This is a genomic window from Janthinobacterium sp. GW823-FHT01H08 (assembly GCF_058797855.1).
This window is the reverse complement of record NZ_CM179504.1, coordinates 653,082-679,730: the sequence shown is the minus strand read 5'-3', so window position 1 is coordinate 679,730 and position 26,649 is coordinate 653,082. Positions and strand designations below refer to the sequence as shown.

The following is a 26,649-nucleotide window of genomic DNA, read 5'->3' as shown; positions in this document are numbered from 1 at the left end:
CTTCCACTTCCCACGCTTCTTTCTCTTTGCGTGCATCGTGGAAGGCCGCGCAACGGGCATAAAAAACGGCACCCGAAGATGCCGTTCTTGTCAGCTAGCAGCGCAGATTACGCTTCGTCGCCGTGGTGTTGCTGGGTCTCAATATCCTGCAGCGCTTCGGCAGCTTCGCCAGCCATCGAGGCTTTCTCGGCCAGCAGCAGTGCTTGACGCTCTTCCACTTCCCACGCTTCTTTCTCTTTGCGTGCGCGGTGGAAGGCCAGGCCCGTACCGCCAGGAATCAGACGGCCGACGATGACGTTCTCTTTCAGGCCGCGCAGACCATCGCGCTTGCCCATGATCGCCGCTTCGGTCAGCACGCGGGTGGTTTCCTGGAACGATGCGGCCGAGATGAACGAATCGGTCGACAGCGATGCCTTGGTAATACCCAACAAGACGTTTTCGTAGGTCGCTGGAATCTTGTTCTCAACGGCCATGCGATCGTTCTCGTCCAGCAGTTCCGAACGCTCTACCTGCTCGCCAACGATGTAGTTGGTGTCGCCGGCATTGACGATCTGTACGCGGCGCAGCATCTGACGCACGATCACTTCGATGTGCTTGTCATTGATCTTCACGCCTTGCAGACGGTACACGTCCTGCACTTCGTCAACGATGTAACGTGCCAGCGCTTCGATACCCAGCAGGCGCAGGATGTCTTGCGGATCGGCCGGGCCGTCCACGATCATCTCGCCCTTGTTCACGACTTGGCCGTCATGCACCAGCACTTGTTTGTCCTTGGTGATCAAGAACTCATGCTTGTTGCCGTCCATGTCCGTGATTTCCAGACGCTGCTTGCCCTTGGTTTCTTTACCGAACGCAACCGTACCCGTGACTTCCGCCAGCATACCGGCATCTTTCGGCGAGCGCGCTTCGAACAGTTCCGCAACGCGTGGCAGACCACCGGTAATATCGCGCGTTTTTTGCGATTCGGTAGGAATACGTGCCAGCACCTCACCCACCGATACCTGTTGACCGTCCTTGACCATGATCAGCGCGCCGACCTGGAAGCCGATCGCCACCGAGTGTTCGGTGCCGGCGATCTTGACTTCTTCGTTCGCGTCGTTGATCAGCTTGACTTGCGGACGCAGGGTCTTGGTCAGCGAACCGCGACGTTTCGCATCGATCGCCACCAGGGTGGACAGACCGGTCACTTCGTCGACCTGACGGGCGACGGTGACGCCTTCTTCGACGTTCTCGAAACGCACTTGACCGGCGTATTCGGTAATGATCGGACGGGTCAGCGGATCCCACGTTGCCAGGGCCGTACCGGCCTTGATGACCATGCCGTCCTTGACGATCAGGGTCGCACCGTACGGTACTTTATGACGCTCACGCTCACGGCCGTGGTCGTCGGTAATCAGCACTTCACCGGAACGGGAAATGACGATTTGCGCGCCCTTGCCGTTCGTCACGTAACGCATGGTTGCCGTGAAGCGGATGGTACCGTTCGACTTGGCTTCCACCGACGATGCCACTGCCGCACGCGATGCCGCACCACCAATGTGGAACGTACGCATGGTCAGCTGGGTACCAGGTTCACCAATCGACTGCGCTGCCACCACACCGACGGCTTCGCCGGCGTTGACCAGCATGCCGCGGCCCAGGTCGCGGCCATAGCACTTGGCGCACAGGCCGAAGCGCGTGTCGCAAGTCAGTGGCGTGCGGACCTTGACTTCATCGATGGACAGACGCTCGATCTCTTCGACCATGTCTTCGTCCATCAGGGTGCCGGCTTCGTACAGCGTTTCCTGGGTTTCAGGATTGACGACGTCATGCACCACCACGCGGCCGAGGATACGGTCACGCAACGGTTCGATGACTTCACCACCTTCGACCAGTGCCTTCATGACGGCACCGTTCATGGTGCCGCAATCGTCCTCGATCACCACCAAGTCTTGCGTCACGTCCACCAGACGACGCGTCAGGTAACCGGAGTTCGCCGTTTTCAGCGCCGTATCGGCCAGACCTTTACGCGCACCGTGGGTCGAAATGAAGTACTGCAAAACGTTCAGACCTTCGCGGAAGTTCGCGGTAATCGGCGTTTCGATAATCGAGCCATCCGGTTTGGCCATCAGACCACGCATACCGGCCAACTGGCGAATCTGGGCTGCGGAACCGCGCGCGCCGGAGTCGGCCATCATGTAAATGGCGTTGAACGATTCTTGCGTCGACTTGGTGCCGTCGCGGCGGATCACGTCTTCGACTTTGAGCTGGTCCATCATGGCCTTGCCGACTTCATCCGAGGTTTTGCCCCAGATATCGACGACCTTGTTGTAACGCTCGCCGGCGGTCACGAGACCCGAGGCGTATTGCTGTTCGATCTGCTTGACTTCCGATTCGGCCGTCGCGATCAAAGTGACTTTTTGAGGCGGTACCAGCATGTCGTCGACGCAGATCGAGATACCGGCGCGTGTCGCCAGGCGGAAACCCGATTGCATCAGTTTGTCTGCGAACACCACGGTGGCGCGCAGGCCGCACTTGCGGAACGACGTGTTGATCAGCTTGGAAATTTCTTTCTTTTTCAGCGCGCGGTTCAAGACGGAGAACGGCAGGCCTTTCGGCAGAATTTCCGACAGGATCGCACGGCCGATCGTCGTTTCGTAGCGGGTAACCGTTTTCTCGAATTCGCCCGTTTCGGCGTTTTTCGGGTATTCGGTAATACGCACGGTGACGCGGGTCGTCAGTTCGACTTCCTTGTTGTCGTAGGCGCGGATCACTTCCGACACGTCAGGGAACATCATCCCTTCGTTCTTCGCATTGATCGCTTCGCGGGTCGCGTAGTACAGACCCAGCACGATATCCTGGGAAGGAACGATCGACGGTTCGCCGTTCGATGGGAACAGGATGTTGTTCGATGCCAGCATCAGGGTGCGTGCTTCCATCTGCGCTTCGATCGACAGAGGAACGTGGACCGCCATTTGGTCACCGTCAAAGTCGGCGTTGAATGCGGCGCAGACGAGCGGGTGCAGCTGGATGGCCTTGCCTTCAATCAGGACTGGCTCGAACGCCTGGATACCCAGACGGTGCAAGGTTGGTGCGCGGTTCAACATGATCGGATGTTCGCGGATCACGTCTTCCAGGATGTCCCATACGACCGGTTCCTGGATCTCGACCAGCTTTTTCGCTGCCTTGATCGTGGTCGCCAGACCCATCAGTTCCAGTTTATTGAAAATGAATGGCTTGAACAGTTCCAGCGCCATCAGTTTCGGCAAGCCGCACTGATGCAGTTTCAATTGCGGGCCCACGACGATGACCGAACGACCGGAGTAATCGACGCGTTTGCCCAGCAAGTTTTGACGGAAACGGCCGCCCTTGCCCTTGATCATCTCGGCCAAGGACTTCAGCGGACGCTTGTTGGCGCCGGTCATCGCTTTGCCGCGACGGCCGTTGTCCAGCAGCGAATCGACCGCTTCTTGCAGCATGCGCTTTTCGTTACGCGTGATGATCTCTGGAGCGCGCAGCTCCATCAGGCGTTTCAGGCGGTTGTTACGGTTGATGACGCGGCGATACAGATCGTTCAGATCCGAGGTCGCGAAACGGCCACCGTCCAGCGGTACCAGCGGACGCAATTCCGGCGGCAGCACTGGCAGCACTTCCATGATCATCCAGTCAGGCTTGATGCCCGAACGTTGGAACGCTTCCAGCACTTTCAGGCGCTTCGCGTATTTCTTGATCTTGGCTTCGGATTTCGATTCCTTCAGTTCCACGCGCAGGGTTTCGGCATCGCGGTGGATGTCGATCGAGCGCAGCAGTTCACGGATACCTTCGGCACCCATGAAGGCGGTGAAGTCGTCGCCGTACTCTTCGTACTTGGCGGCGTAGTCGTCTTCCGACATGATCTGGCACTTCTTCAGCGGGGTCATGCCTGGATCGGTCACGACGTATGCTTCAAAGTACAGCACGCGTTCGATGTCCCGCAGGGTCATGTCCAGGACCATGCCCAGACGCGACGGCAGCGACTTCAGGAACCAGATGTGCGCGGTCGGCGAAGCCAGCTCGATGTGGCCCATGCGCTCGCGGCGCACTTTGGCCAAGGTGACTTCGACGCCGCACTTTTCGCAGATCACACCGCGGTGTTTCAGGCGCTTGTACTTGCCGCACAGGCATTCGTAATCCTTGATCGGGCCAAAGATCTTGGCGCAGAACAGGCCGTCGCGCTCAGGCTTGAAGGTACGGTAGTTGATGGTTTCCGGCTTCTTGACTTCGCCGTAGGACCACGAACGGATTTTCTCAGGCGAAGCGAGACCGATCTTGATTGCATCGAAGGTCTCGTTGGTCTGTACTTGCTTGAATAGATCGAGCAGTGCTTTCATGTATCACTCCAGAGGTGATTAAATTTCTATATTCCTGAGACTACATTGCCCGGCGTGGTTTCCCAGCCGGGCTTTGTGTTTCCCAAACCAAATGACAGGGTGCTGTCGTTTAGTTGCGTTCGAGGTCGATATCGATACCCAGCGAACGGATTTCCTTGACCAGCACGTTGAACGATTCCGGCATGCCGGCGTCGATCACGTGGTCGCCCTTGACGAGGTTCTCGTACACTTTGGTACGGCCATTCACGTCATCGGACTTGACCGTCAACATCTCTTGCAAGACATACGACGCGCCATACGCTTCCAGTGCCCAGACTTCCATCTCACCGAAACGCTGACCACCGAACTGGGCTTTACCACCCAGCGGCTGTTGCGTCACCAGCGAGTAAGGACCGGTCGAACGCGCATGCATCTTGTCATCAACCAAGTGATGCAGTTTCAGCATGTGCATGACGCCGACAGTGACCTTGCGCTCGAACGCTTCACCGGTGCGACCGTCATACATGGTCACCTGGTTTTTCGAAGCGGTCATGCCCAGGTTCTTGGCGATGTCGTCCGGATACGCCAGGTCCAGCATGCGGCGGATCTCTTCTTCATTGGCGCCGTCGAACACTGGCGTGGCGAATGGAACACCTTTTTTCAGGTTTTCCGCCAGCTTCATGATCTCTTCATCGTCGAAGTCGTTCAGGTCTTCCGCACGGCCGTTGTCGTTGTAGATCGTCGTCAGGTACTTGCGCACTTGCTCGACCTTGGTTTGCGCCTTCAGCATTTCGCCGATGCGGATACCCAGACCCTTGGCAGCCCAGCCCAAGTGCGTCTCGAGAATCTGACCAACGTTCATCCGCGAAGGAACGCCCAGCGGGTTCAGCACAACGTCGGCTGGCGTGCCGTCGGCCATGTATGGCATGTCTTCCACAGGAACAATACGGGAAACCACACCCTTGTTACCGTGGCGACCTGCCATCTTGTCGCCCGACTGCAGGCGGCGTTTCACGGCCAGGTAGACCTTGACCATTTTTTGCACGCCTGGTTGCAGCTCATCGCCTTGCGTCAGTTTCTTGCGCTTCTCTTCGAAGGCCAGATCGAACTGGTGACGCTTCTCGTTGATCGACTCCTTGATCGCTTCCAGCGCTACCGCGGCATCGTCGTCCGCAGGGCGGATGTCGAACCAGTGGTATTTGTCCAGATCGGCCAGGTATTCCTTGGTGATCTTGGCGCCTTTGGCCAGCTTTTTCGGGCCGCCGTTGACAACTTTGCCGATCAGCATTTTTTCCAGACGCTGGAAGGCATCGCCTTCAACGATACGCATCTGGTCGTTCAAGTCCAGACGGAAGCGTTTCAGTTCGTCATCGATAATTTGCTGGGCACGCTTGTCGCGCACAATGCCTTCACGGGTGAAGACTTGCACGTCGATCACGGTACCGATCATGCCCGAAGGCACGCGCAGCGACGTATCTTTCACGTCCGAGGCTTTTTCGCCGAAAATCGCGCGCAGCAGCTTCTCTTCCGGGGTCAGCTGGGTTTCGCCTTTTGGCGTCACTTTACCAACCAGGGTGTCGCCCGCTTGGACTTCTGCACCGATGTAGACGATACCGGACTCATCCAGACGTGCCAGCTGATTTTCAGCCAGGTTCGAGATGTCGCGCGTAATTTCTTCCGCGCCCAGTTTCGTGTCACGGGCCACCACCGACAACTCTTCGATGTGAATCGAGGTGTAGCGGTCGTCCTTGACGACGTTTTCCGAGATCAGGATCGAATCTTCGAAGTTCAGACCATTCCATGGCATGAAGGCCACGGTCATGTTCTGGCCCAGCGCCAATTCACCCAGGTCGGTCGATGCGCCGTCGGCGATCACGTCGCGCTTGGCAACACGGTCGCCCACTTGCACGATAGGACGCTGGTTGATGTTGGTGTTCTGGTTCGAACGGGTGTACTTGATCAGGTTGTAGATGTCGACGCCCACTTCACCAGCTTGCGCTTCGTCATCATTGACGCGAATCACGACACGGCCCGCATCGATGTAATCGACGATACCGCCACGCAGCGCTTGCACGGTGGTGCCCGAGTCGACCGCAACGGTGCGTTCGATACCGGTACCGACCAGCGCTTTTTCCGGACGCAAGCAAGGCACGGCCTGGCGTTGCATGTTGGCGCCCATCAATGCACGGTTTGCATCATCGTGTTCGAGGAACGGAATCAGCGAGGCAGCGACGGAAACGATCTGGCCTGGCGCCACGTCCATGTACTGGATGCGCTCCGGGGAGACCAGGATGGTTTCGCCGGCTTCACGGGCCGAGACCAGTTCATCGGACAACATGCCGGCGTCGTTGATGGTCGCATTCGCCTGAGCGATGATGTAGCGGCCTTCTTCGATGGCGGACAGGTAGTCGATCTGATCGGTAATCTTGGAGCCTTCGACCTTGCGGTACGGGGTTTCCAGGAAGCCGTATTCATTCAGGCGGGCGTACAGAGCCAGCGAGTTGATCAGACCAATGTTCGGACCTTCCGGTGTCTCGATCGGGCAGACGCGGCCGTAGTGGGTCGGATGCACGTCGCGCACTTCAAAGCCGGCGCGTTCGCGTGTCAGACCGCCGGGTCCCAGAGCCGATACGCGGCGCTTGTGGGTAATTTCCGACAGAGGATTGGTTTGGTCCATAAACTGCGACAGCTGGGACGAACCGAAGAACTCGCGAATCGCAGCCGAAATCGGCTTCGAGTTGATCAGGTCGTGCGGCATCAGGTTGTCCGCTTCGGCTTGGCCGAGGCGTTCCTTGACGGCGCGCTCAACACGCACCAGGCCGGCGCGGAATTGATTCTCGGCCAGTTCGCCCACGCAACGTACGCGACGGTTACCCAAGTGATCGATATCGTCGACTTCGCCGCGGCCATTGCGCAGTTCCACCAAGATCTTGATCACGGCCAGCACGTCTTCGTTCGACAGCGTCATGGCGCCGGTCAGTTCATCGCGGCCAATGCGACGGTTGAACTTCATGCGGCCCACGGCCGACAGGTCGTAGCGGTCCGAGTTGTAGAACAGGCCATTGAACAGCGCTTCAACGGAATCTTCCGTTGGCGGTTCGCCTGGACGCATCATGCGGTAGATCGCCACTTTCGCAGCCATCTGGTCGGCGGTGTCGTCGATACGCAGGGTTTGCGAGATGTAGGCGCCCTGGTCCAGGTCGTTCGTGTACAAGGTCTGGATTTCGGAAATGTTGGCGTCGCGCAGGCGGCCCAACAGGTCTTCCGTCAGCTCATCGTTCGCGGAAGCGACGACTTCACCGGTGTCGCCATCGACGATATTCTTCGCCAATACGCGGCCCAGCAGGTAGTCTTCCGGTACGGAAATGTGCTTGATGCCGGCAGCTTCGATATCACGCACGTGTTTCGCGTTGATACGCTTGTCTTTCAGCACCAGGGTCTTGCCCGACTTGTCGACGATGTCGAAACGCGCCACTTCGCCGCGCAGACGCTCGGAGACGAATTCCATTTCCGCGCCTTCGGAGCGCAGGTTGAAATTGTCGAAGACGAAGAAGTTCGCCAGGATTTGCTCGTGCGACATGCCGATGGCTTTAAGCAGAATCGTCACTGGCATCTTGCGGCGGCGGTCGACGCGGAAGAACAGGATGTCTTTCGGGTCGAACTCGAAGTCCAGCCACGAACCGCGGTAAGGAATGATACGCGCGGAGAACAGCAGCTTACCGGACGAGTGAGTCTTGCCGCGGTCGTGCTCGAAGAACACGCCAGGCGAACGGTGCAGCTGGGAAACGATCACCCGCTCCGTGCCGTTGATCACGAACGAACCGGTGGTCGTCATGAGCGGCAATTCGCCCATGTAGACTTCCTGTTCCTTCATCTCTTTGACGACGGGCTTGGTCGGCGATTCCTTGTCCAGGATCACCAGGCGCACTTTCGCGCGCAGCGGCGACGCGAACGTCAGGCCACGTTGTTGACATTCTTTGACGTCAAAGGCAGGATCGCCCAGAACGTACGACAAGAATTCGAGTCGCGCAAAACCATTGTGCGACACGATAGGGAAAATCGAGGTGAAAGCCGACTGCAGGCCATCATTCTTGCGGCCGGACGGTGCTATGTCCTCTTGCAAGAAGCTATGATAAGACTCGAGCTGGGTCGCCAGCAGGAACGGAACGTGGTGAACGTTGGCGCGCTTCGCGAATGATTTGCGAATGCGTTTCTTCTCAGTAAATGAGTAGTGCATGGACACTCCGTGAGTGACAGAAAGGATAGAAAATTCAGGTTTTGCAAGTGTTCGTTTGCACCGCTGCGTGTGACACAGACGAAACCTCAAGGCTCTGCTTTCCGGCTTGAATCGAATAAAAACTGCTGCTACAACTACATGACAAATACGATGCAGACGACAAAGGAGCCAAAGTCGGATTTCCCCCCTTGCGAGGGGAAACCTCAGACTTTGACTCGGGCGCTAACTGCCGCCGGTACAGATATTACTTCATCGAAGCGGTTGCGCCGGCTTCAACCAGTTTCTTCACTGCAGCTTCAGCGTCAGCTTTCGACACTGCTTCTTTCACAGTTTTTGGTGCGCCATCGACCAGGTCTTTAGCTTCTTTCAAGCCCAGGCCGGTGATTTCGCGAACTGCTTTAATGACGCCAACTTTGTTTGCGCCGAAGGTGTCCAGAACAACGTTGAACTCGGTTTGCTCTTCAGCAGCTGCTGCTGGGCCTGCTGCAGGACCGGCCGAAGCCATTGCTGCTGCGGACACGCCGAATTTTTCTTCGAATGCTTTAACCAGGTCGTTCAGGTCCATTACGGACATGGCGCTAACTGCTTCCAGGATATCGTCTTTGCTAATTGCCATTTTGAAACTCCTAAATTTATTACGTTAGTTACATCAGATTGGTACTGAGAGAAAAAAGCGCGCGCAATTAAGCGGCTGCTGGGGCTTCTTCTGCTGCTGCTTCTGCAGGAGCTTCGGCGCCTTCGCCTTTTTTCGCTGCCAGGGCAGCCAGACCACGTGCAAAGCCCGAAACCGGAGCCAGCATAACGCCCAACAACTGCGAAATGAGGACTTCACGGCTAGGAATGCTCGCCAACGCGGTGACAGCAGCTGTATCCAGCGGCTTGCCTGCGTAGTTACCTGCTTTGATGACCAGTTTGTCGTTGGTTTTAGCGAAGTCAGCGATGACTTTAGCTGCTGCAACGGCATCGGCCGAGATCGAGTAGATCAACGGGCCGGTCATGGCATCTGCCAGGCTGGCGAATGCGGTACCTTCAACGGAGCGACGAGCCAGAGTGTTTTTCAACACACGCAGGTACACGCCTTGGGCACGCGCTTTAGCACGCAGTTGCGTCAAGTGACCAACCTGGATGCCACGATATTCGGCCACGACGATCGTTTGCGCATTTGCTACTTGTGCGGAAACTTCGGCGACGACGGCCTTTTTGTCATTCAGATTGAGACTCACGGTCAACCTCCTTAAATGATGTTCAGCGATCACAACCGAGTGGTTGAGCGCCTTGCATCGGTTCGAACACGGCGTCCGAAGTCAAGAAGTACTAAACTGAGCGGATGGATTCACGCAGCATGAGGACTACAAAACTTGTTCGGGTACACCATCTGCGTTGGGCACTTGCCGTTGCCGGCAAGCCTATTAACCTTCTGCATGTGCAATCGCAGTCGGCCCAACGGTCTTTGATTGTCTGCCTGCCTGATGTGAACACCAGGCAGACAGCCCAAAGATGCGCCCGCAGCGCCCGAAGGCGCTACAGGACTTGATTCTGTTACTTAAGCTGCCAGGCTAGCCTGGTCAACACGGACGCCAGCGCCCATGGTCGACGACAGCGAAACTTTGCGCAGGTACACGCCTTTGCTCGATGCTGGCTTGGCTTTGTTCAGTGCGTCGATCAGTGCGACCAGATTCGACTTCAGATCTGCGTCAGCGAACGATTTACGGCCGATGGTAGCGTGGATGATACCGGATTTGTCGGTACGGTACTGAACTTGACCGGCTTTCGCGTTTTTCACGGCGGTAGCGACGTCAGGAGTAACAGTGCCGACTTTCGGGTTAGGCATCATGCCGCGTGGGCCCAGGATCTGACCCAGGGTACCAACGATACGCATGGTATCTGGCGAAGCGATGACGATGTCGAAAGGCATGTCGCCGGCTTTGATCTGCTCGGCCAGGTCTTCCATACCAACGATGTCGGCGCCAGCTGCTTTGGCAGCTTCCGCTTTTTCGCCCGACGCGAAGACTGCCACGCGTACGGTTTTGCCGGTACCAGCTGGCAGCACGACGGAGCCGCGCACCACTTGGTCGGATTTCTTAGGATCAACACCCAGTTGTACCGATACGTCGATCGATTCATTGAACTTGGCCGTTGCGCACTCTTTGATCAGAGCGACAGCGTTGTCGAAAGCGTACACTTTGGTACGGTCGACTTTGGCTTTCAAAGCCTTGATACGTTTGGATAACTTAGCCATTATACAACACCTTCCACCGTGATACCAATCGAACGAGCGGAACCAGCGATGGTGCGTACAGCAGCATCCATGTCGGCAGCGGTCAGATCAGGGGTTTTCAATTTAGCGATTTCTTCAGCTTGTGCGCGGGTCAGCGTACCGACTTTGTCGGTATGTGGCTTCGGCGAACCTTTGGTGATCGCAGCAGCTTTTTTGATCAGGTAGGTTGCTGGAGGCGTCTTCATCACGAACGTGAAGGACTTGTCAGCGAACGCGGTGATCACGACTGGGATCGGCATGCCTGGTTCCATACCTTGGGTCTGCGCGTTGAACGCTTTGCAGAATTCCATGATGTTCAGACCGCGTTGACCCAGAGCTGGACCGATTGGTGGGGATGGGTTTGCTTTACCAGCTGGCACTTGCAGCTTGATAAAACCAATGATTTTCTTTGCCATGATGGCTCCTATCTTGGATTGAGTAGTAGCGCCCCGCCGATCCTACCCTGGCGGGGCTCCTCTGACCGGATTTTGCTGTTACTACCGCAACGCTCCTGGTGGCGCTTTCAAACCTACTGCGCGGCGCGATTTGCGGCTTCCGATGCTCACTGTGCATTTGCACAGCTCCGCTTCTCAGCCACAACCCACATCCGCTCGCTACGGTTTTGTGAACCGCCTTAAACTTTTTCGACCTGGCCGAATTCGAGCTCTACCGGGGTAGCGCGGCCGAAGATGGTGACAGAGACGCGCACTTTGGATTTCTCGTAATTGACTTCTTCGACATTGCCGTTGAAATCGGTGAACGGACCATCCTTGATGCGTACCTGCTCGCCCACCTCGTACAAGGTTTTCGGACGGGGCTTTTCAACGCCTTCCTGCATCTGCTTCATGATGCCGTCGATTTCGCGCGCGGAGATCGGCGTCGGCTTGTTCGACTTGCCACCAATGAAACCGGTAACCTTGCTGGTGTTCTTGACCAAGTGCCAACTCTCGTCCGTCATTTCCATTTCAACCAGCACATAGCCAGGATAGAAACGACGTTCGGTGACGGACTTCACGCCATTCTTGACTTCGACAACTTCTTCGATCGGCACCAGGATCTGGCCGAACTGGTCTTGCATGCCCGCGCGCTCGATGCGCTCGGTCAGTGCGCGCATGACGCTTTTTTCCATGCCGGAATAAGCATGCACGACATACCAGCGCTTGCTGCTCACTGGCACGCTCAGCGCTGCACCAGTATCCGCTGCCGGAGCGTCGCCCGGAACGGACTCTTCCGCCGCTTCATCATGCACATTTTCGCTCATTATTTTTTCCAACCCAGAATTACGTCATACAACAAAAACTCGAGCAATTTATCCGTGCCCCACAGGAAAATCGCCATGACCAGCACAAAGGCAAACACGATCGCGGTAATCTGCGTGGCTTCTTTGCGGGTAGGCCAAACGACTTTCTTGGTTTCGCGCACAGCTTCTTTGGCGAAATTGAGAAATTCACGGCCGGTCGTCGAGACATACAAGAGCGCAACAGCAATAACCAAACCAGCCACAAGCGCGCTTGCACGCACCAGAGCTGGTTGGCCTGCCAGGTAATAAAACCCGACTACTCCTGCAATCGCAGCTACTATTGCCAGCGCGACTTTTATCTTGTCACTCGACGTGCTAACGGTTTGCACGGATTGATTTGACATTTTTCTACTTTCGGTGCCCTGCACCTTGACGGTGGCAGGGACGGAGGGCATCGAACCCCCAACCTTCGGTTTTGGAGACCGACGCTCTGCCAATTGAGCTACGTCCCTACGTAAAACTTTCGAGGAGTGCTATTCTACCACCCAGGACGCCCCGGGTGGAAGCATAACATTTCCTTATGCGATGATTTTTGCAACCACGCCGGCGCCGACGGTACGGCCGCCTTCACGGATAGCGAAGCGCAGACCTTCTTCCATCGCGATCGGGTTGATCAGCTTGACGGTGATCGACACGTTATCGCCTGGCATGACCATTTCTTTGTCTGCTGGCAACTCGATCGAACCGGTTACGTCCGTCGTGCGGAAGTAGAACTGTGGACGGTAGTTGTTGAAGAATGGCGTATGACGGCCGCCTTCGTCTTTCGACAGAACATAGATCTCGCCGGTGAAGTGCGCATGCGGCTTGATCGAGCCTGGCTTGGCCAGAACTTGACCACGTTGCACGTCTTCACGCTTGGTGCCGCGCAGCAGCAGACCAACGTTGTCGCCAGCTTGACCTTGGTCCAGCAGCTTGCGGAACATTTCCACGCCGGTGCAAGTCGTTTTGACGGTATCGGTGATACCGACGATTTCGATCTCTTCGCCGACTTTGACAATGCCGCGCTCGATACGACCGGTCACAACGGTACCGCGACCCGAGATCGAGAACACGTCTTCCACTGGCATCAGGAACGCACCGTCAACAGCGCGCTCTGGCGTTGGGATGTAAGCATCCAGCGCATCGGCCAGACGCAGCACTGCGTCAACGCCCATTTCGCCTTCTTTGCCTTCCAGCGCCATACGTGCCGAACCTTTGATGATAGGCAGGTCGTCGCCTGGGAATTCGTACTTCGACAACAGCTCGCGCACTTCCATTTCAACCAGTTCCAGCAGCTCTGCGTCGTCGACCAGGTCGCACTTGTTCAGGAACACGATGATGTATGGAACGCCAACTTGGCGGGCCAGCAGGATGTGTTCGCGGGTCTGTGGCATTGGGCCGTCAGCTGCGGAGCACACCAGGATCGCGCCGTCCATCTGGGCTGCACCGGTAATCATGTTTTTGATGTAATCGGCGTGGCCTGGGCAGTCAACGTGCGCGTAGTGACGCGTTTCCGTTTCGTACTCGACGTGGGCGGTGTTAATCGTGATACCGCGCGCTTTTTCTTCTGGTGCTGCATCGATCTGGTCGTATGCTTTAGCTTCGCCGCCGAATTTCTTCGACAGAACCGTTGCGATTGCAGCGGTCAGCGTGGTTTTACCGTGGTCGACGTGGCCGATGGTGCCGACGTTGACGTGCGGCTTGGTCCGTTCGAATTTACCTTTTGCCATTTTGAACTCCTAATGATTTGATTAGATTGCTCAGGCACACGCCCGACGGTCTGGTTTGAATTGCTTCTGTGCTGCCTGCTGCGAATTCTGGTGCCCTTGACGTGGATCGAACACGTGGCCTCTCCCTTACCAAGGGAGTGCTCTACCACTGAGCTACAAGGGCTGTAATTTGTTGCATGCGATGCATCAAGCATCTGAACGGAAACTGGAGCGGGTGAAGGGAATCGAACCCTCGTCGTAAGCTTGGAAGGCTTCTGCTCTACCATTGAGCTACACCCGCGAGGTATCGTTCACTTTATCTTCACTTGCTTTTTGCTACTACCCAGTTTTCCTTGCAAAAACTTGGTGGAGGGGGCTGGATTCGAACCAGCGTACTCATAGAGAACAGATTTACAGTCTGTCGCCTTTAACCACTCGGCCACCCCTCCGCGGGAACCGCAGAGTATGAAGCATCTACTCACAACTGTCAACCTTATTCACTGATGCCTGACTGCTGCATTTGCGTATAAAGAAGAAGTTGGCTGCTTCGGGGCGTGATTATAAGCTCCCGATTTGAGAAAGTGCAAGGGTTGGCGCGAAAAAGTCAGCTTTTTTCGTATTTTTTTTATCGCCCCTGCCGGCAAGCCGCATTTTCCCGTCATTTGCCCCGCATTTCCCCGCTTACCTTGCGTCAGGCGGATGCATCCAGGCATTGCCCAAGGGCTTGTATTTACGCAACAACTGCTGATGCAGGCCCGACAGCACGGGCAATTTGGGATTGCGCGGGTCCAGGCGGCGCACGCCGGCGATAAAAGTCAGCGCCTGCTGCCCCATGCGCTCATCCCAGCCCTCGTGCTCCAGGCATTTCAGCACGGCCACGGCCGCATTGAAGACCACCTGCGGATTGTCGGGCAGGCGCGTGACGGCCTCGCCCATCAGATCGACGGCGCCGCGGAAATCGCCCTCGCCCGCCCGGGCTGCCCCGGCCGCCACCATGTCGGCCACTTCCTGGCGGCTTTGCCGCGCCAATGCCTTGGCCAGTTCCTCGCGCCCCGCCTGTTCGAACACGGCCATGGCGCGCGTCATGGCCGCGCTGTCGGGCGCATTGCGCATGACTTCGCGCATCACCTCGGCCGCGCCGTCTTCGCGGCCGTGCGCCAGGCAGTGGCGCGCCAGCTCCGTTTTCAGCGTATTCGAGCTGCCCACGCTGTGCCGGTTGGCGGCCAGGGCCGCGTCGAGCGATTGCTGCAGGCGCTCCTCGTTGCCCGTATGCGCATGCAGCATGGCGCTGCACAGGGCGCTGCACAGTTCCGCATTCTTTTGCCCGCCCATCGATTTGTCGAGGTCGCGGATCACGGCGCCCGCCTGCAAGGGATCTCCCTTGCGCACCAGGGTCTGCACCAGGCGCACATGGTCTTCCGGATCGCGGAATTCCGAATATTTGGCCTTGCTGACCACCAGTTTCAGGGATTTTTCCGCCATGTCGATATCGTCGGCCGCCAGGGCCGCCTCGCCCAGGCGGCGCAAGCGGCGCACGGCATGCGGCGACAGGGCCACCGCTTCGCTCAAGGCCGCCTGCGCCAGTTCCGGCTTGCCTTGCGCCATATGCGTGCGCGCCAGCCAGTCATAGGCGTCGAGAAAACGCTTGTTGTTTTCCAGCAGCCCTTCCAGGGTGCCCTGCGCCGCTTCGTACTCGCCCAGCAGGAACTGCGTCTTGGCCTGCCCCAGGCGCGCCCAGCCGATGGACTTGCTTTCGTATAAGGCTGTGTAGATCGGTTCGGCATCGGCCGCCTCGCCCAGCAGCAAATGCAGCTCCGCGCGCAGGCGCAGGAAATCCGTGGCGTAACGGGGGTACAGGCTCGCGCCCTCGGTGCAGGCGGCGATCGCCGCGCGCTCATTGCCCACGTCGATCAGTTCGTACACGGGCACGAAGGCATTGCGCTTGTCGAGCGCGCGGGCTATGCGCTCGAGCATGTTGTCAGCGGTAAATGGCTTGAGGATGTAATCGGTGGGCAACAGCTCGACGGCGCTGACCACCTTGGCGAAGCTGCCTTCGCCCGTGACCATGAAGAACATGGTCGACGCGTGCATCAATTTATGGTGGCGCAAGTCTTCCAGCATCTGCTGGCCATCCTGCCCGCCGCCGAGGTCGTATTCGCACAGGATCAGATCATACGATTTGCTGCCCAGCATGCGGATCGCCTGGCCCGAGCTGGCCGCGTCGTCGATCTTCGCCAGGCCGCACAGGTTGAGCATATTGTGCAGGCTGGCGCGCATGCCCGGATGCGGCTCGATGATCAGTGCGCTAAGGCCCTTGAGTTCTTTCATGTCGTGATGTCCGAAAACTCCGCGGCGCGCCACACCGGTGCGTGGCGCCGGCCAGCATGAGGCTGCCGAGTATATGACGGCGCCGCGCGCAAGGGAATGGGGCCGTGCCGAAAAGCGCCAACGAAGTTGCTGCTCAAGCGGTGGCGCGCTCCGGATGCCACAGTTGCGGCTCGTTGTCGATCAGATCCAGCAGCGCCGCCACCACTTCCGGATCGAACTGGCTGCCGCTGCGCTGTTCGATGTATTCGCGCACCTGCGGATACGGCCACGGCTCCTTGTACGGCCGCTCATGCAGCAAGGCATCGAAGACGTCGACCACGGCAACGATGCGCGCGGCCAAGGGAATGTCGCGTCCCTTCAGCCCGTTCGGATAGCCGGCGCCGTCGAAATGTTCATGGTGGCCGCCCGCGATCTGCGCGCCATACGTGAGGTAGCTGACGCCGTCGACCATGTTGGCGGCCCGCTCGAGGATGGTGCGCCCGACGCTGGCGTGCAGCTGCATCTGCACCCGCTCCTCGTCCGTATGCCGGCCCGGCTTGAGCAGCACGGCGTCCGGCGTGGCCACCTTGCCCACGTCGTGCAGGATGCTGGCCAGGCCGATCATGTCGAGCAGCTGCGGCGTGAGTTCGTCGGCATACACCCCGCGCTGCTGGATGCGCAGGGCGATGGCGTCGGACAGCTGCTGCACGCGCCGCACGTGGCCGCCCGTGTCGCTGTCGCGGAACTCGGCCAGGTCGGCCAGCGCCACGACGGTCGCTTCCTGCGCCTTGCGCAGCTGGCCGAACATGTACAGATTGTCGAAGGCGGCGGCGATGCGCTGGCAAAACACTTCCAGCAAGTCGCGCTGGATCTGCGCCAGCGGCCACGGCGGCGTGACGGAAATGGCCAGCTCGCGGTTGCCTTCCGTGTGGATGAACAGCACATTGGCCGGGTGCTCGAACTGGCTGCGTTTTTCCGCGAACGCCTTGTCGATGGTGGGCGTGAGCGCGTGGTCGGCCGGCATGGCTTCCGCCTCGGCCAGCACGGCGTAGGTGCCCGTGGCAGCGACCACCTCGGGCCGCCCGGCGCCGCCCTGCATCAGGCACAGCACGCCGTCGGCACCCACGTCGAGGATGGCGCTAACCTGGTTGAGCACGCCGGAAGCGAATTCGCGCAGCGAATGGATCTGGTACAGATTGGTGGCGCCGGCGAGGATCTTGCCCAGGCCGATGCGGCTGCGCTCGAGCATCATCAGGCTCTCGTAGGCGCGCAAGGCCGAGATAACGGTGGTAAACAGCTTTTGCGTCGTCAGCTCCGTCTTGGCCTTGTAATCGTTGATGTCGTATTCGATGATGACGCGCTGCTCGGGCGCCTGGCCCGGCTGGCCCGTGCGCAGCACGACGCGCACGATGGAGTTGTTCAGGTCGGCGCGGATGCGCTTGGCGAGGATCAGGCCGGCATCATCCGTTTCCATCACCACGTCGAGCAGCACCAGCGCGATATCGGGCGTGTCGCGCAGGATCTCGTACCCCTCGCGGCCGCTGTAGGCGGAAAACAGTTCCAGTTCGCGGCCCTTGAAGCTGACATTGCGCAGCGCCAGCCGCGTGACCGCATGCACATCGACATCGTCATCGACGATCAGCACACGCCACAGGCGCTGGTCGGGCGCGGCCAACCCGGCTGGACTGGCCACCGGCTCATCTTCGTCGAGCAGCCAGTTATCATCTGCATCGGCTTTGAGGTCGGTCATGAATACTCCTAAGGGATAAGTTCGATGTGGACGCTGCGTTGACGCATATCAAGCATAATCAGATTAGATGCTGCTTACAACAGGATTCTGCGTACCACCCTCTCCCGCGGCAGGCGCCGGCGCCGGTATCGAGGCGCCGCTGCGCGTGGTGCCGCCGCAATTGTCCTGGCCTGGCCCGACGGCCTGGTAGCGCACTTCGTATTTGCCCGCGCTGAGCTGCTCCACGGTCAGCTTGTCATTGGCCAGGATATACAGGTAGCGCACATTCGAGCGCCGCTCCTGGTCATACAGCTTGACGAAGACGGGTGCCGTATTGCTGCTGTTATCGATGGTCAAACTCAGTTCATCGCCCTTGTTGCCGATCGGGAAGCCATCGACATAGCCGGACCGCGCCGGCCAAGGCTCGCCATTCGGCGCCACCAGCCCCGCCGACTCGGCCTGGCTGGCGCCATCGCAGGCGGGCCGGCTGGCTTTCAGGCTCAGCTGCGCCACGGCCAGCACGCGGATCTCGGGCGCCTTCGCTTGCGCGGGCTCGGCCGCATACGGCTTGCCCACGGCCCAGCTATCGATAGCCACCGCCTCGTTTTTTGCCGGCGGCGTAGCTGCGCTCTCCGCCGTTGCCGTGTCCGGGTGCACCCTGGCGCCATCGCGGGCCAGCCCGCTCCAGGCCGACGCCAGCGCGGCAGGCACGGGCGGTGAGGTATCGAGCATCAGCAAGGCGCCCAGCCAGCCCAGCAGCAGGCAGACAAGCAAACTCAGCCACCAGCGCCAGTTGCGCCAGATGGGCAGCGCCCCACTCCGCGGCTTGCCCTTCGGCGGCGGCACATCCTGCGCCCAGGTGTGCTCATGCGATTGGGCATGGCCTTTCGCGCGGCCATCGCGGCTCTTGCCTTCTTCGTGGTGGGTGCTTTCCAGCCATTCGATTTCCCACTCCTCGGCGGCGATCCATTCGTCGTGTTCCTTGCGGCGTTGCGGATCGGACAAGGTGCCATAGGCGCTGTTGAGGATGGCCATGATGCGGGCGGCCTTTTCGTCGCCGGGATTCTTGTCGGGGTGGTATTTCTGGCTGAGGGCTTTATACGCGGCACGTATGACTTCCTGCGGCGCCAGGCGCGCCACTTTCAGGTTGTCATAGTGTGTATGTATCTTTCCCATCGTTCTATCTTGAAATCGGTGCGCGGCGACGGGTTCTTGCAGGATGGAACCGTGCTGTGTCGGTCATCATATACGATATGACAAGATAATAACCACCGGCGGACAGGAAATTACAGGGCGGTACGGCCCTGCCTTGATATTGACCGCGCTTACAGACGGTGACTGCGGTCACTGGACAACAGCGCTTCCGGCAACGCCACCTGGTGCCCCACCGCCAGCACCTTGAACAATTCGCCCATCTCGGCCGGCGACACCAGCTTTTGCACGGCGCTGGCCTGCGGCAGGTAGGTCTTGACCTGCTCGGGGTCGGTGCGCAGCAGCAAGTCGCCGATACCGGAGCCCAGCAGGAAGGACGCCTGGTTCATGTATGCGAGCACGTCGAGGCCCGCATCCTGCGCCGCCACCGCCATGGCCGTAAAATCCACGTGAGCCGTGATGTCCTGCAAACCGGGCAGATAAAACGGTTCCGCGTGGGCATGGTGGCGATAATGGCACATCAGGGTGCCCGTGGCGCGCAAGTCCAGATAATACTCGTGCGCAGGAAAACCGTAATCGAACAGCACGGCCGCGCCGCCCTTGCCATTGGTCAGCATGCGCGCCAGCGAGCGCATGAAGCCGCAGGCCACGCCATGAATTTCTGTGACATAGCCGACCGGCAAGTCATCGGCGTCCGGCACCTGGGCGGCGATCTGCGCGGCCACGTCGGCGCCGGCAGGGCGTTCGACAAACACGAACTGGCCGTCGGCAATGCTGACGTCGAGTTCGCACCAGCCGGCGGGCGTCTTGCTGATCAGGTTGACGGGCATGGCGTCGAGCACTTCATTGCCGAACACGGCGCCTTCAAAACTGTCGGGAAAGCCGTCGAGCCACACCACCTGCGGGAAGCCGGCCAGCGCCAGCTCCTGGCGCGCGCGCAATTCGCCGGACAATTCGACGATCGCATACTGTTCGATAGCGATGCCGGCATTCGCCGCTTCCGTCAGGATATCGAAAGCCAGCTTGCCCGTGCCGGCGCCGAATTCGAGGATGCGCGGGGCCGTTTGCGCCATAATAGCGGCTGCCACATGGGCCAGCGTGGCGCCGAACAGGGGCGAAATCTCCGGCGCGGTTGTAAAATCGCCATCTTTGCCCAGCTTGGCGGCGCCGCCGCTGTAATAGCCGAGGTCAGGCGCGTACAGCGCCAGCTCCATGAAGCGGACAAAAGGAATGGCGCCGTCATTGCGCGCGATTTCGGCGGCAATCTGGTGCTGCAAGGCATGGGACGCGGCCAGCGCGTCGCTATCGGGTGCGGGAAGAGACATTCCCGCATTGTAGCGAATCGGCGGCGCATGCCGCCAGTGTGGCGTCCACCGAATATCTCAACCATAGCAAAGACATGACAGAAGCAACGACAACGCCCTTCGACAGCATTCCCCGCGTCGCCCTTGTCACGGGCGCGGCGCGCCGCATCGGCCGCGCCATCGCGCTGGGCATGGCGCGTGACGGCTGGGATATCGCCGTCCACTACCGCGACTCGCGCGATGAAGCGCTCAGCCTGGTGGCGGACATCACGGCGCTGGGCCGCCGCGCGCAAGCGTTCGCCTGCGACCTGGCGCAGGAAGACGCCGTGCGCCAGCTGCTGCCGCAGGCACAGGCGGCGCTGGGGCCCGTCACTTGCGTAGTCAACAACGCATCGTTGTTTGAATACGACAATGCGGGCGATTTTTCCTTCGCCGCCCTGGACGCCCACATGCACGCCAACCTGGCCGCCCCCATCCTGCTGGCGCAAGCGCTGTACCATGCCACCCCGGCAGGCGGGCAAGCCGTGGTCATCAACTTGCTGGACCAAAAACTGTACAATCTCAATCCTGATTTTTTGTCGTACACCCTGTCCAAGGCGGCGCTGCTGTCGGCGACCACCATGCTGGCCCAGGCGCTGGCGCCGAAAGTGCGCGTGGTGGGCATTGCCCCCGGCATCACCATGGTCTCCGGCGAGCAGACGGCAGCGAACTTTGCCAAGGCGCATGAAAACACGCCGCTGGGACGCTCCAGCACGCCCGAAGATGTGGCCGACAGCGTCTGTTACGTGGCCGGCGCGCGCGCGCTGACGGGCACGACCCTGCTGGTCGATGGCGGCCAGCATTTGATCGGCTTGCCGCGCGACGTCATGTTTTTGACCAAATAATCAGCAGCCCTGCCAAACAACCCGCATTCAGCATTCCCGAAAAGGTAAAACTATGTCGTCCGCCCTGTCCCACCCTCGCCTGCTTGATTGCCGCCGGCTGTTCCTGCGCAATTACGAAGTCCTCATCAACATCGGCGTCTACGACTTCGAAAAAAAGGGCGAGCAGCGCGTCCTCATCAACGTCGACCTGTACATTCCCCTGGCCCTGTCGACGCCCAAGGATGACCAGCTGGAAGAGGTGGTCGATTACGACTTCATGCGCGAAACCATCGCCAGGCGCATGGCGCAAGGCCACGTGCAGCTGCAGGAAAGCCTGGTCGACGACGTGCTCGCCGCCATGCTGGCGCACCCGCGCGTGCGCGCCGCGCGCGTGTCGAGCATGAAACCGGACGTGTATCCCGACTGCGAAGGCGTGGGCGTGGAAGTATTCAAGATCAAGGATGAAGCATGAACAACATGAGCAACACCGCCGTGCTGGAAACGACGACGACGGCCGTGGAATTCCCGGCCAATGTGGAAGCGCAGAAACTGGCGCGCAAGAAGGCGGAAAAGATCGCCCTGGAAAACAACAAGCTGCACAAGCGCCTGTGCCGCCTGGTCGGCCAGGCCATCGGCGACTTCAATATGATCGAAGACGGCGACAAGGTAATGGTGTGCCTGTCGGGCGGCAAGGATAGCTATGCCCTGCTGGACATCCTGATGACCTTGCGCGAGCGTGCGCCGATTCACTTCGATATCGTCGCCGTCAACCTGGATCAGAAGCAGCCGAACTTCCCGCCGGAAATCCTGCCCGCCTACCTGACGGAACTGGGCGTGGCCTTCCATATCGAAAACCAGGATACCTACAGCATCGTCAAGCGCCTGATCCCGGAAGGCAAGACGACCTGCTCGCTGTGCTCGCGCCTGCGCCGCGGCATCCTGTACCGCGTGGCCGACGAGCTGGGCGCCAACAAGATCGCCCTGGGCCACCACCGCGATGATATTTTGGAAACGTTCTTCCTGAATATGTTCTTCGGCGGCAAACTGAAAGGCATGCCGGCCAAGCTGCAATCGGACGACGGCAAGCACATCGTCATCCGCCCGATGGCGTATGTGAAGGAAGAAGACACGCAGCGCTATGCGGAAGTCAAGGGCTTCCCCATCATTCCATGCGATTTGTGCGGTTCGCAGGAAAACCTGCAGCGCAAGCAGATCAAGGGTTTGATGCGCGAATGGGACAAGAAATTCCCGGGCCGCGTGGAAAGCATCTTCTCGGCCCTGTCGAACGTGGCGCCATCGCACCTGATGGATCCGAAACTGTTCGGCTTCAAGGACTTGAAGGCGGATGGCGTGGCCAACCCCATGGGCGACATCGCCTTCGACGAAGAGCCGTGCTCGACGCCGACCACGTTCGGCACGATTCCGCTGCAAGCGCTGTAATCGGCTGTTCTCAGCCCGTGTTGTTTCGCCGCCACCGCCCAGGTGGCGGCGCCCCGCCTCTTTCCCCCTCCCCTCATTTGCTGTACCGTAGGTAACTCTGCCGGTACGCGGTGTGTCACGCGCACGTCCCTGCCCGGCGGTCAGCACGCATTCTTCCGACAACCTCACTGGAATGAACCATGACGCCATCCGCACTCAAGCGCCCCCTGCTGTTCTCCCTGCTGGCCCTCAGCCTCGCCACCGCCTCTGCCGCTCCTGCGCCAGCCCCCGCTCAGACCGACAGGCAGGCCGACCGCTGGGATTTGACGGCGCTGTATCAAAACGACGCCGCATTCGACGCCGACGCGAAAAAACTGTCGGCCCAGCTGCAGCAACTGGGCGGCTGCAAGGGGCAGCTGGGAGGCTCGCCGGCCCGCCTGAAAAGCTGCCTGGACCTGTACGCCGATGCGCGCAAGCGCGTCAACACGCTGTATACCTATGCGGCGCAGTATTACGACCAGGATACGGGCGACAGCAAGGGCAACCAGCTGAACCAGCGCGCCGCCCTGCTGGGCAACGAGTTCACCCAGGCGGCGACCTTTTTACAGCCGGAAATCCTCGCCCTGGGCAGCAAGCGCATCGATGCCATGCTGGCGAAAGACAAGGGCTTGCAGCTGTACCGCTTTCAATTGAGTAACATGCTGCGCAGCGCGCCGCACACGCTCGACGCGGCCGGCGAACAGCTGGTGGCGCAGTTCGGCCTGGCAACAAGCTCGGCCGCCAGCGTCTACCGCACCCTGGCCAACGCGGAAATCCCGTGGCCGACCGTCACACTGTCGGACGGCAAGCAAGTGCGCCTCGACCAGGCGGCGTACACGAAATACCGGGGCGATGACAACCGCGCCGACCGCAAGCGGGTGTTCGACGCCTTCTTCGGCAAGTGGAAAGAGTACGAACGCACGTTCGGCGAAACCCTGTACGGCCAGCTGAAAACGGATGCCGCGTATGCCAAGGTGCGCCGTTACGCCGATTCGCAAAGCGCCGCGCTCGATGCCGACAACTTGCCGCCGGCCGTCTACCAGACCCTGATCGCGCAAACCAACGCCAACCTGCCCACCCTGCACCGCTACTTCAAGCTGCGCGCGCGCATGCTGGGCATCAAGGACCTGGCGTACTACGACGTGTATGCGCCGCTGCTGAAAAGCGAGCGCACCTTCCCTCTGGCCGAAGGCAAGCAGATGATGCTCGCTTCCGCCGCGCCGCTGGGCCCCGACTACGTCAAGGCGCTCACTGCCGCCGTGGACGCGCGCTGGATGGATGTGTATCCGCGTCCGCGCAAGGTGGCGGGCGCCTACATGAATGGCGACGCGTATGACGTGCATCCGTTCGTGCTGCTCAATTACACGGACAATTACGAAGCCGTCAGCACCCTGACGCACGAATGGGGCCACGCCATGCACTCGGTGCTGGCCAACAAGGCGCAGCCGTCGATCTATGCGCCGTACAGCATCTTCGTCGCGGAAATCGCCTCGACCACGAACGAGGCGCTGCTGCTCGACGCGCGCCTGAAGCAGGCCAAGGATGACGACGAGCGCCTGCTGTACCTGGGCGCGGCGCTGGAAAACCTGCGCGGCACCTTCTTCCGCCAATCCATGTTCGCCGAATTCGAGGCGGCCATCCACGGCAAGGTGGACAAGGGAGCGTCGCTGACGGGCGAAGAAATCACGGCCATCTATGCCGATATCCTCAAGCGCTACCACGGCGAAGCGCAGGGCGTCATGACCATCGACCCCGCCTACGCGCTGGAATGGGCGTATGTGCCGCATTTCTATCACGGCTTCTATGTGTTCCAGTACGCCACCTCGATCGCGGCGGCGCAGGATTTCGCACAGCGCATCCTCGACAAGGAACCGGGCGCGCTGGCCGCCTACCTGAAGATGCTCAGTGCGGGCGGCTCGGCCTACCCCTACGATCTGGTGAAGGCGGCCGGCGTCGACCTGGCCTCGCCGAAACCGTACCAGGCGCTGGCGGCGCGCATGAACGGCATCATGGACCAGATCGAGACGATCGAAGCGAAGCGGGGGAAATAAGCCGCTTGCCAGGAGGCGTAGGTCGGCTTAGCGCAAAGCGCGTAAGCCGACACCGCCAACACGATGTCGGATTACGCGGTTCCCGCTAATCCGACCTACCGTTCTCCGTTTCCGCCGCCGCAAACGCCGCCGCATCGCTCTCGAACATGTCTTCCAGCTCCTCGCGCGCCTGGCGCGTGAGGGACATGACTTTTTGCTGGTCCTGGAAGTGCGGCGCCACTTCCAGCAAAGTTTTCAGGTTATGCCGGCCGAAGATGCCGGCCGCGCGCTGCGCCCGCTCGGCGCTGAAGCCCACCTGCTGCAAGGTCTGCTCGCCCAGCAACAGGGCCGCGGCAAACGTCTCGCGCTCGATCAGGGTCACGCCCCGCTTCATCAATTCATAGTAATGCGTGACGTTGCGCGCGCGCGCCAGGATCGTCAGCTCGGGCAGGCGCAGGCGCACGGCGTCGACCAGGGCCAGGCTGTCGTCCACATTGTCGATGGCGATCACCAGCGCCTTCGCCTTCTCGATGCCGGCCGCCACCAGCAGGTCCACGCGCGTGGCGTCGCCATAAAACACCTTGAAGCCAAACTTGCGCAGCAGTTCGATCTGGTCCGGGTCGTGGTCGAGCACCGTCACGCCGATCTTGTTGGCCGCCAGCAGGCGGCCGATGATCTGGCCGAAGCGGCCGAAGCCGGCGATGACGATGGGGTTGTCCTGCGCCTCGATATGGTCGTCGGGACGGCGCTTCTTCTCGCCCTGCAGACGCGGCGCGACGAACTTGTCGTGCGCCAGCAGCAGCAAGGGCGTGGCCACCATCGACAGGGTCACCACCACGACCAGCAGCGCGGCCGTCTGCGGCGCAAACACATGCGCGGCCTCGGCGGCGGCAAACACGACGAAAGCGAATTCGCCCCCCTGCGACAACAGCAGCGCAAAAAACAGCTGCTGGCCGCGGGGAATGTCGAAAAACTTCGACAACACATACAGCAAGCCGGTCTTGACTACCAGCAGCCCCGCCACCAGGGCCAGGATCAGCAGCGGCTGGGCGCGCAGCACGCCGAAATCGACGGACATGCCCACGGCGATGAAGAACAGGCCCAGCAGCAAACCCTTGAACGGTTCCAGGTCGGAAATGAGTTCATGCCGGTATTCGGAATCGGCCAGCAGCACGCCCGCCATGAAGGTGCCCAGCGCCATCGACAAGCCCACCGATTCCATCAGCACGCAAATGGCGATCACCAGCAGCAGGGCAAAGGCCGTGAAGATTTCGCGCAAGTCCGTCTTGGCGATGAAGCGCAGGATGGGGTTCACCAGGAAGCGCCCGCCGATCACCAGGGCGGCCAGCACGGCGGCCAGCTTGGCCACGCGCAGCCAGCCCGGTTCGCCGCTATGCGTGACCAGGCCGCCCAAGAGCGGCACCAGCGCGATCATGGGAATGGCGGCGATATCCTGGAACAGCAAGATGGAAAAGCCGGCGGAACCGGCCGGCGTACTCATCAGTTTACGTTCGCCCAGGGTGGCCAGCACGATGGCCGTCGACGACAGCGACAGCCCCAGCGCACCGACCAGCGCCGTGCGCCAGTCCACGCCGAACGCCATGGCCACGGCGCACAGTCCCGCGCTGACGACGCCCACCTGCGCCCCGCCCCAGCCGAAGATGGGCCGGCGCAGCAGCCACAATCGCCTGGGCTCGAGCTCCAGTCCGATCAGAAACAGCAGCAGCACCACGCCGAACTCGGAAAAGCTGAGAATCACCTCGACATTCTTGATCAGGCCCAGGCCCCACGGTCCGATGACGACGCCGGCCACCAGATAACCGAGCACGGCACCCATGCCCAGACGCTTGGCCAGCGGCACCATGATGATGGCGGCGACCAGGTAAAACAGTATGTTGATGAGAAAGCTGTGGTGTTCCATGCGGATTCCGGGCGGATGTGTGGATGAAACGACATCATGCCTGAAGTGGCGCGCCCGCGTGAAGTGGCTGCTCCG

Annotated in this window: 18 protein-coding genes and 4 tRNA genes; 4 read left to right on the top strand and 18 right to left on the bottom strand. The window is 60.0% G+C overall.

The annotated features are described in order from the left end of the window. Window positions 1-107 precede the first annotated feature (107 nt). From rpoC to AC3RCG_RS02915, 17 genes are all read right to left on the bottom strand, one after another. The gene (gene rpoC / locus AC3RCG_RS02995) at window positions 108-4,349 is read right to left on the bottom strand and encodes a DNA-directed RNA polymerase subunit beta' (RefSeq protein WP_034753138.1); all 4,242 of its coding nucleotides are present in this window, start codon (window positions 4,347-4,349) and stop codon (window positions 108-110) included. Between the two features lie 109 nt (window positions 4,350-4,458). Continuing rightward, window positions 4,459-8,565 (bottom strand): DNA-directed RNA polymerase subunit beta, encoded by a 4,107-nt coding sequence (gene rpoB / locus AC3RCG_RS02990; RefSeq protein ID WP_070223392.1) that lies wholly within the window; start codon window positions 8,563-8,565, stop codon window positions 4,459-4,461. Between the two features lie 244 nt (window positions 8,566-8,809). Next, on the bottom strand, window positions 8,810-9,181 hold the full coding sequence (gene rplL / locus AC3RCG_RS02985; protein ID WP_070223390.1) for a 50S ribosomal protein L7/L12: 372 nt from the start codon (window positions 9,179-9,181) through the stop codon (window positions 8,810-8,812). Window positions 9,182-9,248: 67 nt separating this feature from the next. Further along, window positions 9,249-9,788, bottom strand: a complete 540-nt coding sequence (gene rplJ, locus AC3RCG_RS02980) for a 50S ribosomal protein L10 (protein WP_034753621.1) — start codon at window positions 9,786-9,788, stop codon at window positions 9,249-9,251. A gap of 320 nt (window positions 9,789-10,108) precedes the next feature. Next, window positions 10,109-10,804 carry a 50S ribosomal protein L1 gene (rplA, locus tag AC3RCG_RS02975; protein WP_034753134.1) on the bottom strand — a complete coding sequence of 232 codons (696 nt, stop codon included), beginning with the start codon at window positions 10,802-10,804 and terminating at the stop codon, window positions 10,109-10,111. Beyond that, window positions 10,804-11,238 carry a 50S ribosomal protein L11 gene (rplK, locus tag AC3RCG_RS02970; protein ID WP_034783246.1) on the bottom strand — a complete coding sequence of 145 codons (435 nt, stop codon included), beginning with the start codon at window positions 11,236-11,238 and terminating at the stop codon, window positions 10,804-10,806. Before rplK ends, rplA begins: the two co-directional genes overlap by 1 nt. A 218-nt stretch (window positions 11,239-11,456) precedes the next feature. Further along, window positions 11,457-12,083: a transcription termination/antitermination protein NusG gene (gene nusG / locus AC3RCG_RS02965; protein ID WP_070223388.1), complete on the bottom strand. Its 627-nt coding sequence runs from the start codon at window positions 12,081-12,083 to the stop codon at window positions 11,457-11,459. Next, entirely contained in the window at window positions 12,083-12,466 is a 384-nt protein-coding gene (gene secE, locus AC3RCG_RS02960; protein WP_010394308.1) for a preprotein translocase subunit SecE, read from the bottom strand. Before secE ends, nusG begins: the two co-directional genes overlap by 1 nt. A 32-nt stretch (window positions 12,467-12,498) precedes the next feature. Beyond that, window positions 12,499-12,574, bottom strand: a tRNA-Trp gene (locus tag AC3RCG_RS02955). 66 nt (window positions 12,575-12,640) lie between these two features. After that, window positions 12,641-13,831, bottom strand: a complete 1,191-nt coding sequence (gene tuf / locus AC3RCG_RS02950) for an elongation factor Tu (RefSeq protein WP_077398776.1) — start codon at window positions 13,829-13,831, stop codon at window positions 12,641-12,643. An 88-nt stretch (window positions 13,832-13,919) separates the two neighbouring features. Further along, a tRNA-Thr gene (locus AC3RCG_RS02945) sits at window positions 13,920-13,994 on the bottom strand. A gap of 43 nt (window positions 13,995-14,037) precedes the next feature. Further along, window positions 14,038-14,111, bottom strand: a tRNA-Gly gene (locus tag AC3RCG_RS02940). Between the two features lie 63 nt (window positions 14,112-14,174). Further along, window positions 14,175-14,259, bottom strand: a tRNA-Tyr gene (locus AC3RCG_RS02935). 232 nt (window positions 14,260-14,491) lie between these two features. Next, the gene (locus tag AC3RCG_RS02930; RefSeq protein WP_230504090.1) at window positions 14,492-16,138 is read right to left on the bottom strand and encodes a response regulator; all 1,647 of its coding nucleotides are present in this window, start codon (window positions 16,136-16,138) and stop codon (window positions 14,492-14,494) included. A gap of 133 nt (window positions 16,139-16,271) precedes the next feature. After that, entirely contained in the window at window positions 16,272-17,867 is a 1,596-nt protein-coding gene (locus AC3RCG_RS02925) for a DUF3369 domain-containing protein (RefSeq protein ID WP_070220797.1), read from the bottom strand. A 63-nt stretch (window positions 17,868-17,930) separates the two neighbouring features. Continuing rightward, complete coding sequence (locus AC3RCG_RS02920) at window positions 17,931-19,022, bottom strand: J domain-containing protein (RefSeq protein WP_070220799.1); 1,092 nt, start codon at window positions 19,020-19,022, stop codon at window positions 17,931-17,933. Window positions 19,023-19,171: 149 nt separating this feature from the next. After that, entirely contained in the window at window positions 19,172-20,323 is a 1,152-nt protein-coding gene (locus AC3RCG_RS02915) for a class I SAM-dependent methyltransferase (protein WP_230504094.1), read from the bottom strand. Window positions 20,324-20,397: 74 nt separating this feature from the next. Here AC3RCG_RS02915 and AC3RCG_RS02910 point away from each other — a divergent pair, with 74 nt between their 5' ends. From AC3RCG_RS02910 to pepF, 4 genes are all read left to right on the top strand, one after another. Beyond that, window positions 20,398-21,186, top strand: coding sequence for an SDR family oxidoreductase (locus tag AC3RCG_RS02910; protein ID WP_492402368.1), 789 nt, complete (start codon window positions 20,398-20,400; stop codon window positions 21,184-21,186). A gap of 52 nt (window positions 21,187-21,238) precedes the next feature. Further along, window positions 21,239-21,637 carry a dihydroneopterin aldolase gene (locus tag AC3RCG_RS02905; RefSeq protein ID WP_070220805.1) on the top strand — a complete coding sequence of 133 codons (399 nt, stop codon included), beginning with the start codon at window positions 21,239-21,241 and terminating at the stop codon, window positions 21,635-21,637. 5 nt (window positions 21,638-21,642) lie between these two features. Next, a complete protein-coding gene (ttcA, locus tag AC3RCG_RS02900; RefSeq protein ID WP_409028786.1) occupies window positions 21,643-22,605 on the top strand; it encodes a tRNA 2-thiocytidine(32) synthetase TtcA in 963 nt (320 codons plus the stop codon). 179 nt (window positions 22,606-22,784) lie between these two features. Next, window positions 22,785-24,674, top strand: coding sequence for an oligoendopeptidase F (gene pepF / locus AC3RCG_RS02895; RefSeq protein ID WP_492402369.1), 1,890 nt, complete (start codon window positions 22,785-22,787; stop codon window positions 24,672-24,674). Between the two features lie 85 nt (window positions 24,675-24,759). On the opposite strand, the gene kefC is transcribed toward pepF, so the two are convergent. Continuing rightward, complete coding sequence (gene kefC, locus AC3RCG_RS02890; RefSeq protein WP_492402370.1) at window positions 24,760-26,574, bottom strand: glutathione-regulated potassium-efflux system protein KefC; 1,815 nt, start codon at window positions 26,572-26,574, stop codon at window positions 24,760-24,762. Between the last annotated feature and the right edge of the window lie 75 nt (window positions 26,575-26,649).

What these genes read in the sequence shown, in the direction of transcription:
- rpoB (WP_070223392.1), bottom strand. Translation starts at nt 8,565, where the DNA reads ATGCACTACTCATTTACTGAGAAGAAACGCATTCGCAAATCATTCGCG.
- pepF (WP_492402369.1), top strand. Translation starts at nt 22,785, where the DNA reads ATGACGCCATCCGCACTCAAGCGCCCCCTGCTGTTCTCCCTGCTGGCC.
- rplK (WP_034783246.1), bottom strand. Translation starts at nt 11,238, where the DNA reads ATGGCAAAGAAAATCATTGGTTTTATCAAGCTGCAAGTGCCAGCTGGT.
- AC3RCG_RS02910 (WP_492402368.1), top strand. Translation starts at nt 20,398, where the DNA reads ATGACAGAAGCAACGACAACGCCCTTCGACAGCATTCCCCGCGTCGCC.
- rplA (WP_034753134.1), bottom strand. Translation starts at nt 10,804, where the DNA reads ATGGCTAAGTTATCCAAACGTATCAAGGCTTTGAAAGCCAAAGTCGAC.
- AC3RCG_RS02915 (WP_230504094.1), bottom strand. Translation starts at nt 20,323, where the DNA reads ATGTCTCTTCCCGCACCCGATAGCGACGCGCTGGCCGCGTCCCATGCC.
- AC3RCG_RS02930 (WP_230504090.1), bottom strand. Translation starts at nt 16,138, where the DNA reads ATGAAAGAACTCAAGGGCCTTAGCGCACTGATCATCGAGCCGCATCCG.
- ttcA (WP_409028786.1), top strand. Translation starts at nt 21,643, where the DNA reads ATGAGCAACACCGCCGTGCTGGAAACGACGACGACGGCCGTGGAATTC.
- tuf (WP_077398776.1), bottom strand. Translation starts at nt 13,831, where the DNA reads ATGGCAAAAGGTAAATTCGAACGGACCAAGCCGCACGTCAACGTCGGC.
- rplL (WP_070223390.1), bottom strand. Translation starts at nt 9,181, where the DNA reads ATGGCAATTAGCAAAGACGATATCCTGGAAGCAGTTAGCGCCATGTCC.
- secE (WP_010394308.1), bottom strand. Translation starts at nt 12,466, where the DNA reads ATGTCAAATCAATCCGTGCAAACCGTTAGCACGTCGAGTGACAAGATA.
- kefC (WP_492402370.1), bottom strand. Translation starts at nt 26,574, where the DNA reads ATGGAACACCACAGCTTTCTCATCAACATACTGTTTTACCTGGTCGCC.
- AC3RCG_RS02905 (WP_070220805.1), top strand. Translation starts at nt 21,239, where the DNA reads ATGTCGTCCGCCCTGTCCCACCCTCGCCTGCTTGATTGCCGCCGGCTG.
- rpoC (WP_034753138.1), bottom strand. Translation starts at nt 4,349, where the DNA reads ATGAAAGCACTGCTCGATCTATTCAAGCAAGTACAGACCAACGAGACC.
- nusG (WP_070223388.1), bottom strand. Translation starts at nt 12,083, where the DNA reads ATGAGCGAAAATGTGCATGATGAAGCGGCGGAAGAGTCCGTTCCGGGC.
- AC3RCG_RS02925 (WP_070220797.1), bottom strand. Translation starts at nt 17,867, where the DNA reads ATGACCGACCTCAAAGCCGATGCAGATGATAACTGGCTGCTCGACGAA.
- AC3RCG_RS02920 (WP_070220799.1), bottom strand. Translation starts at nt 19,022, where the DNA reads ATGGGAAAGATACATACACACTATGACAACCTGAAAGTGGCGCGCCTG.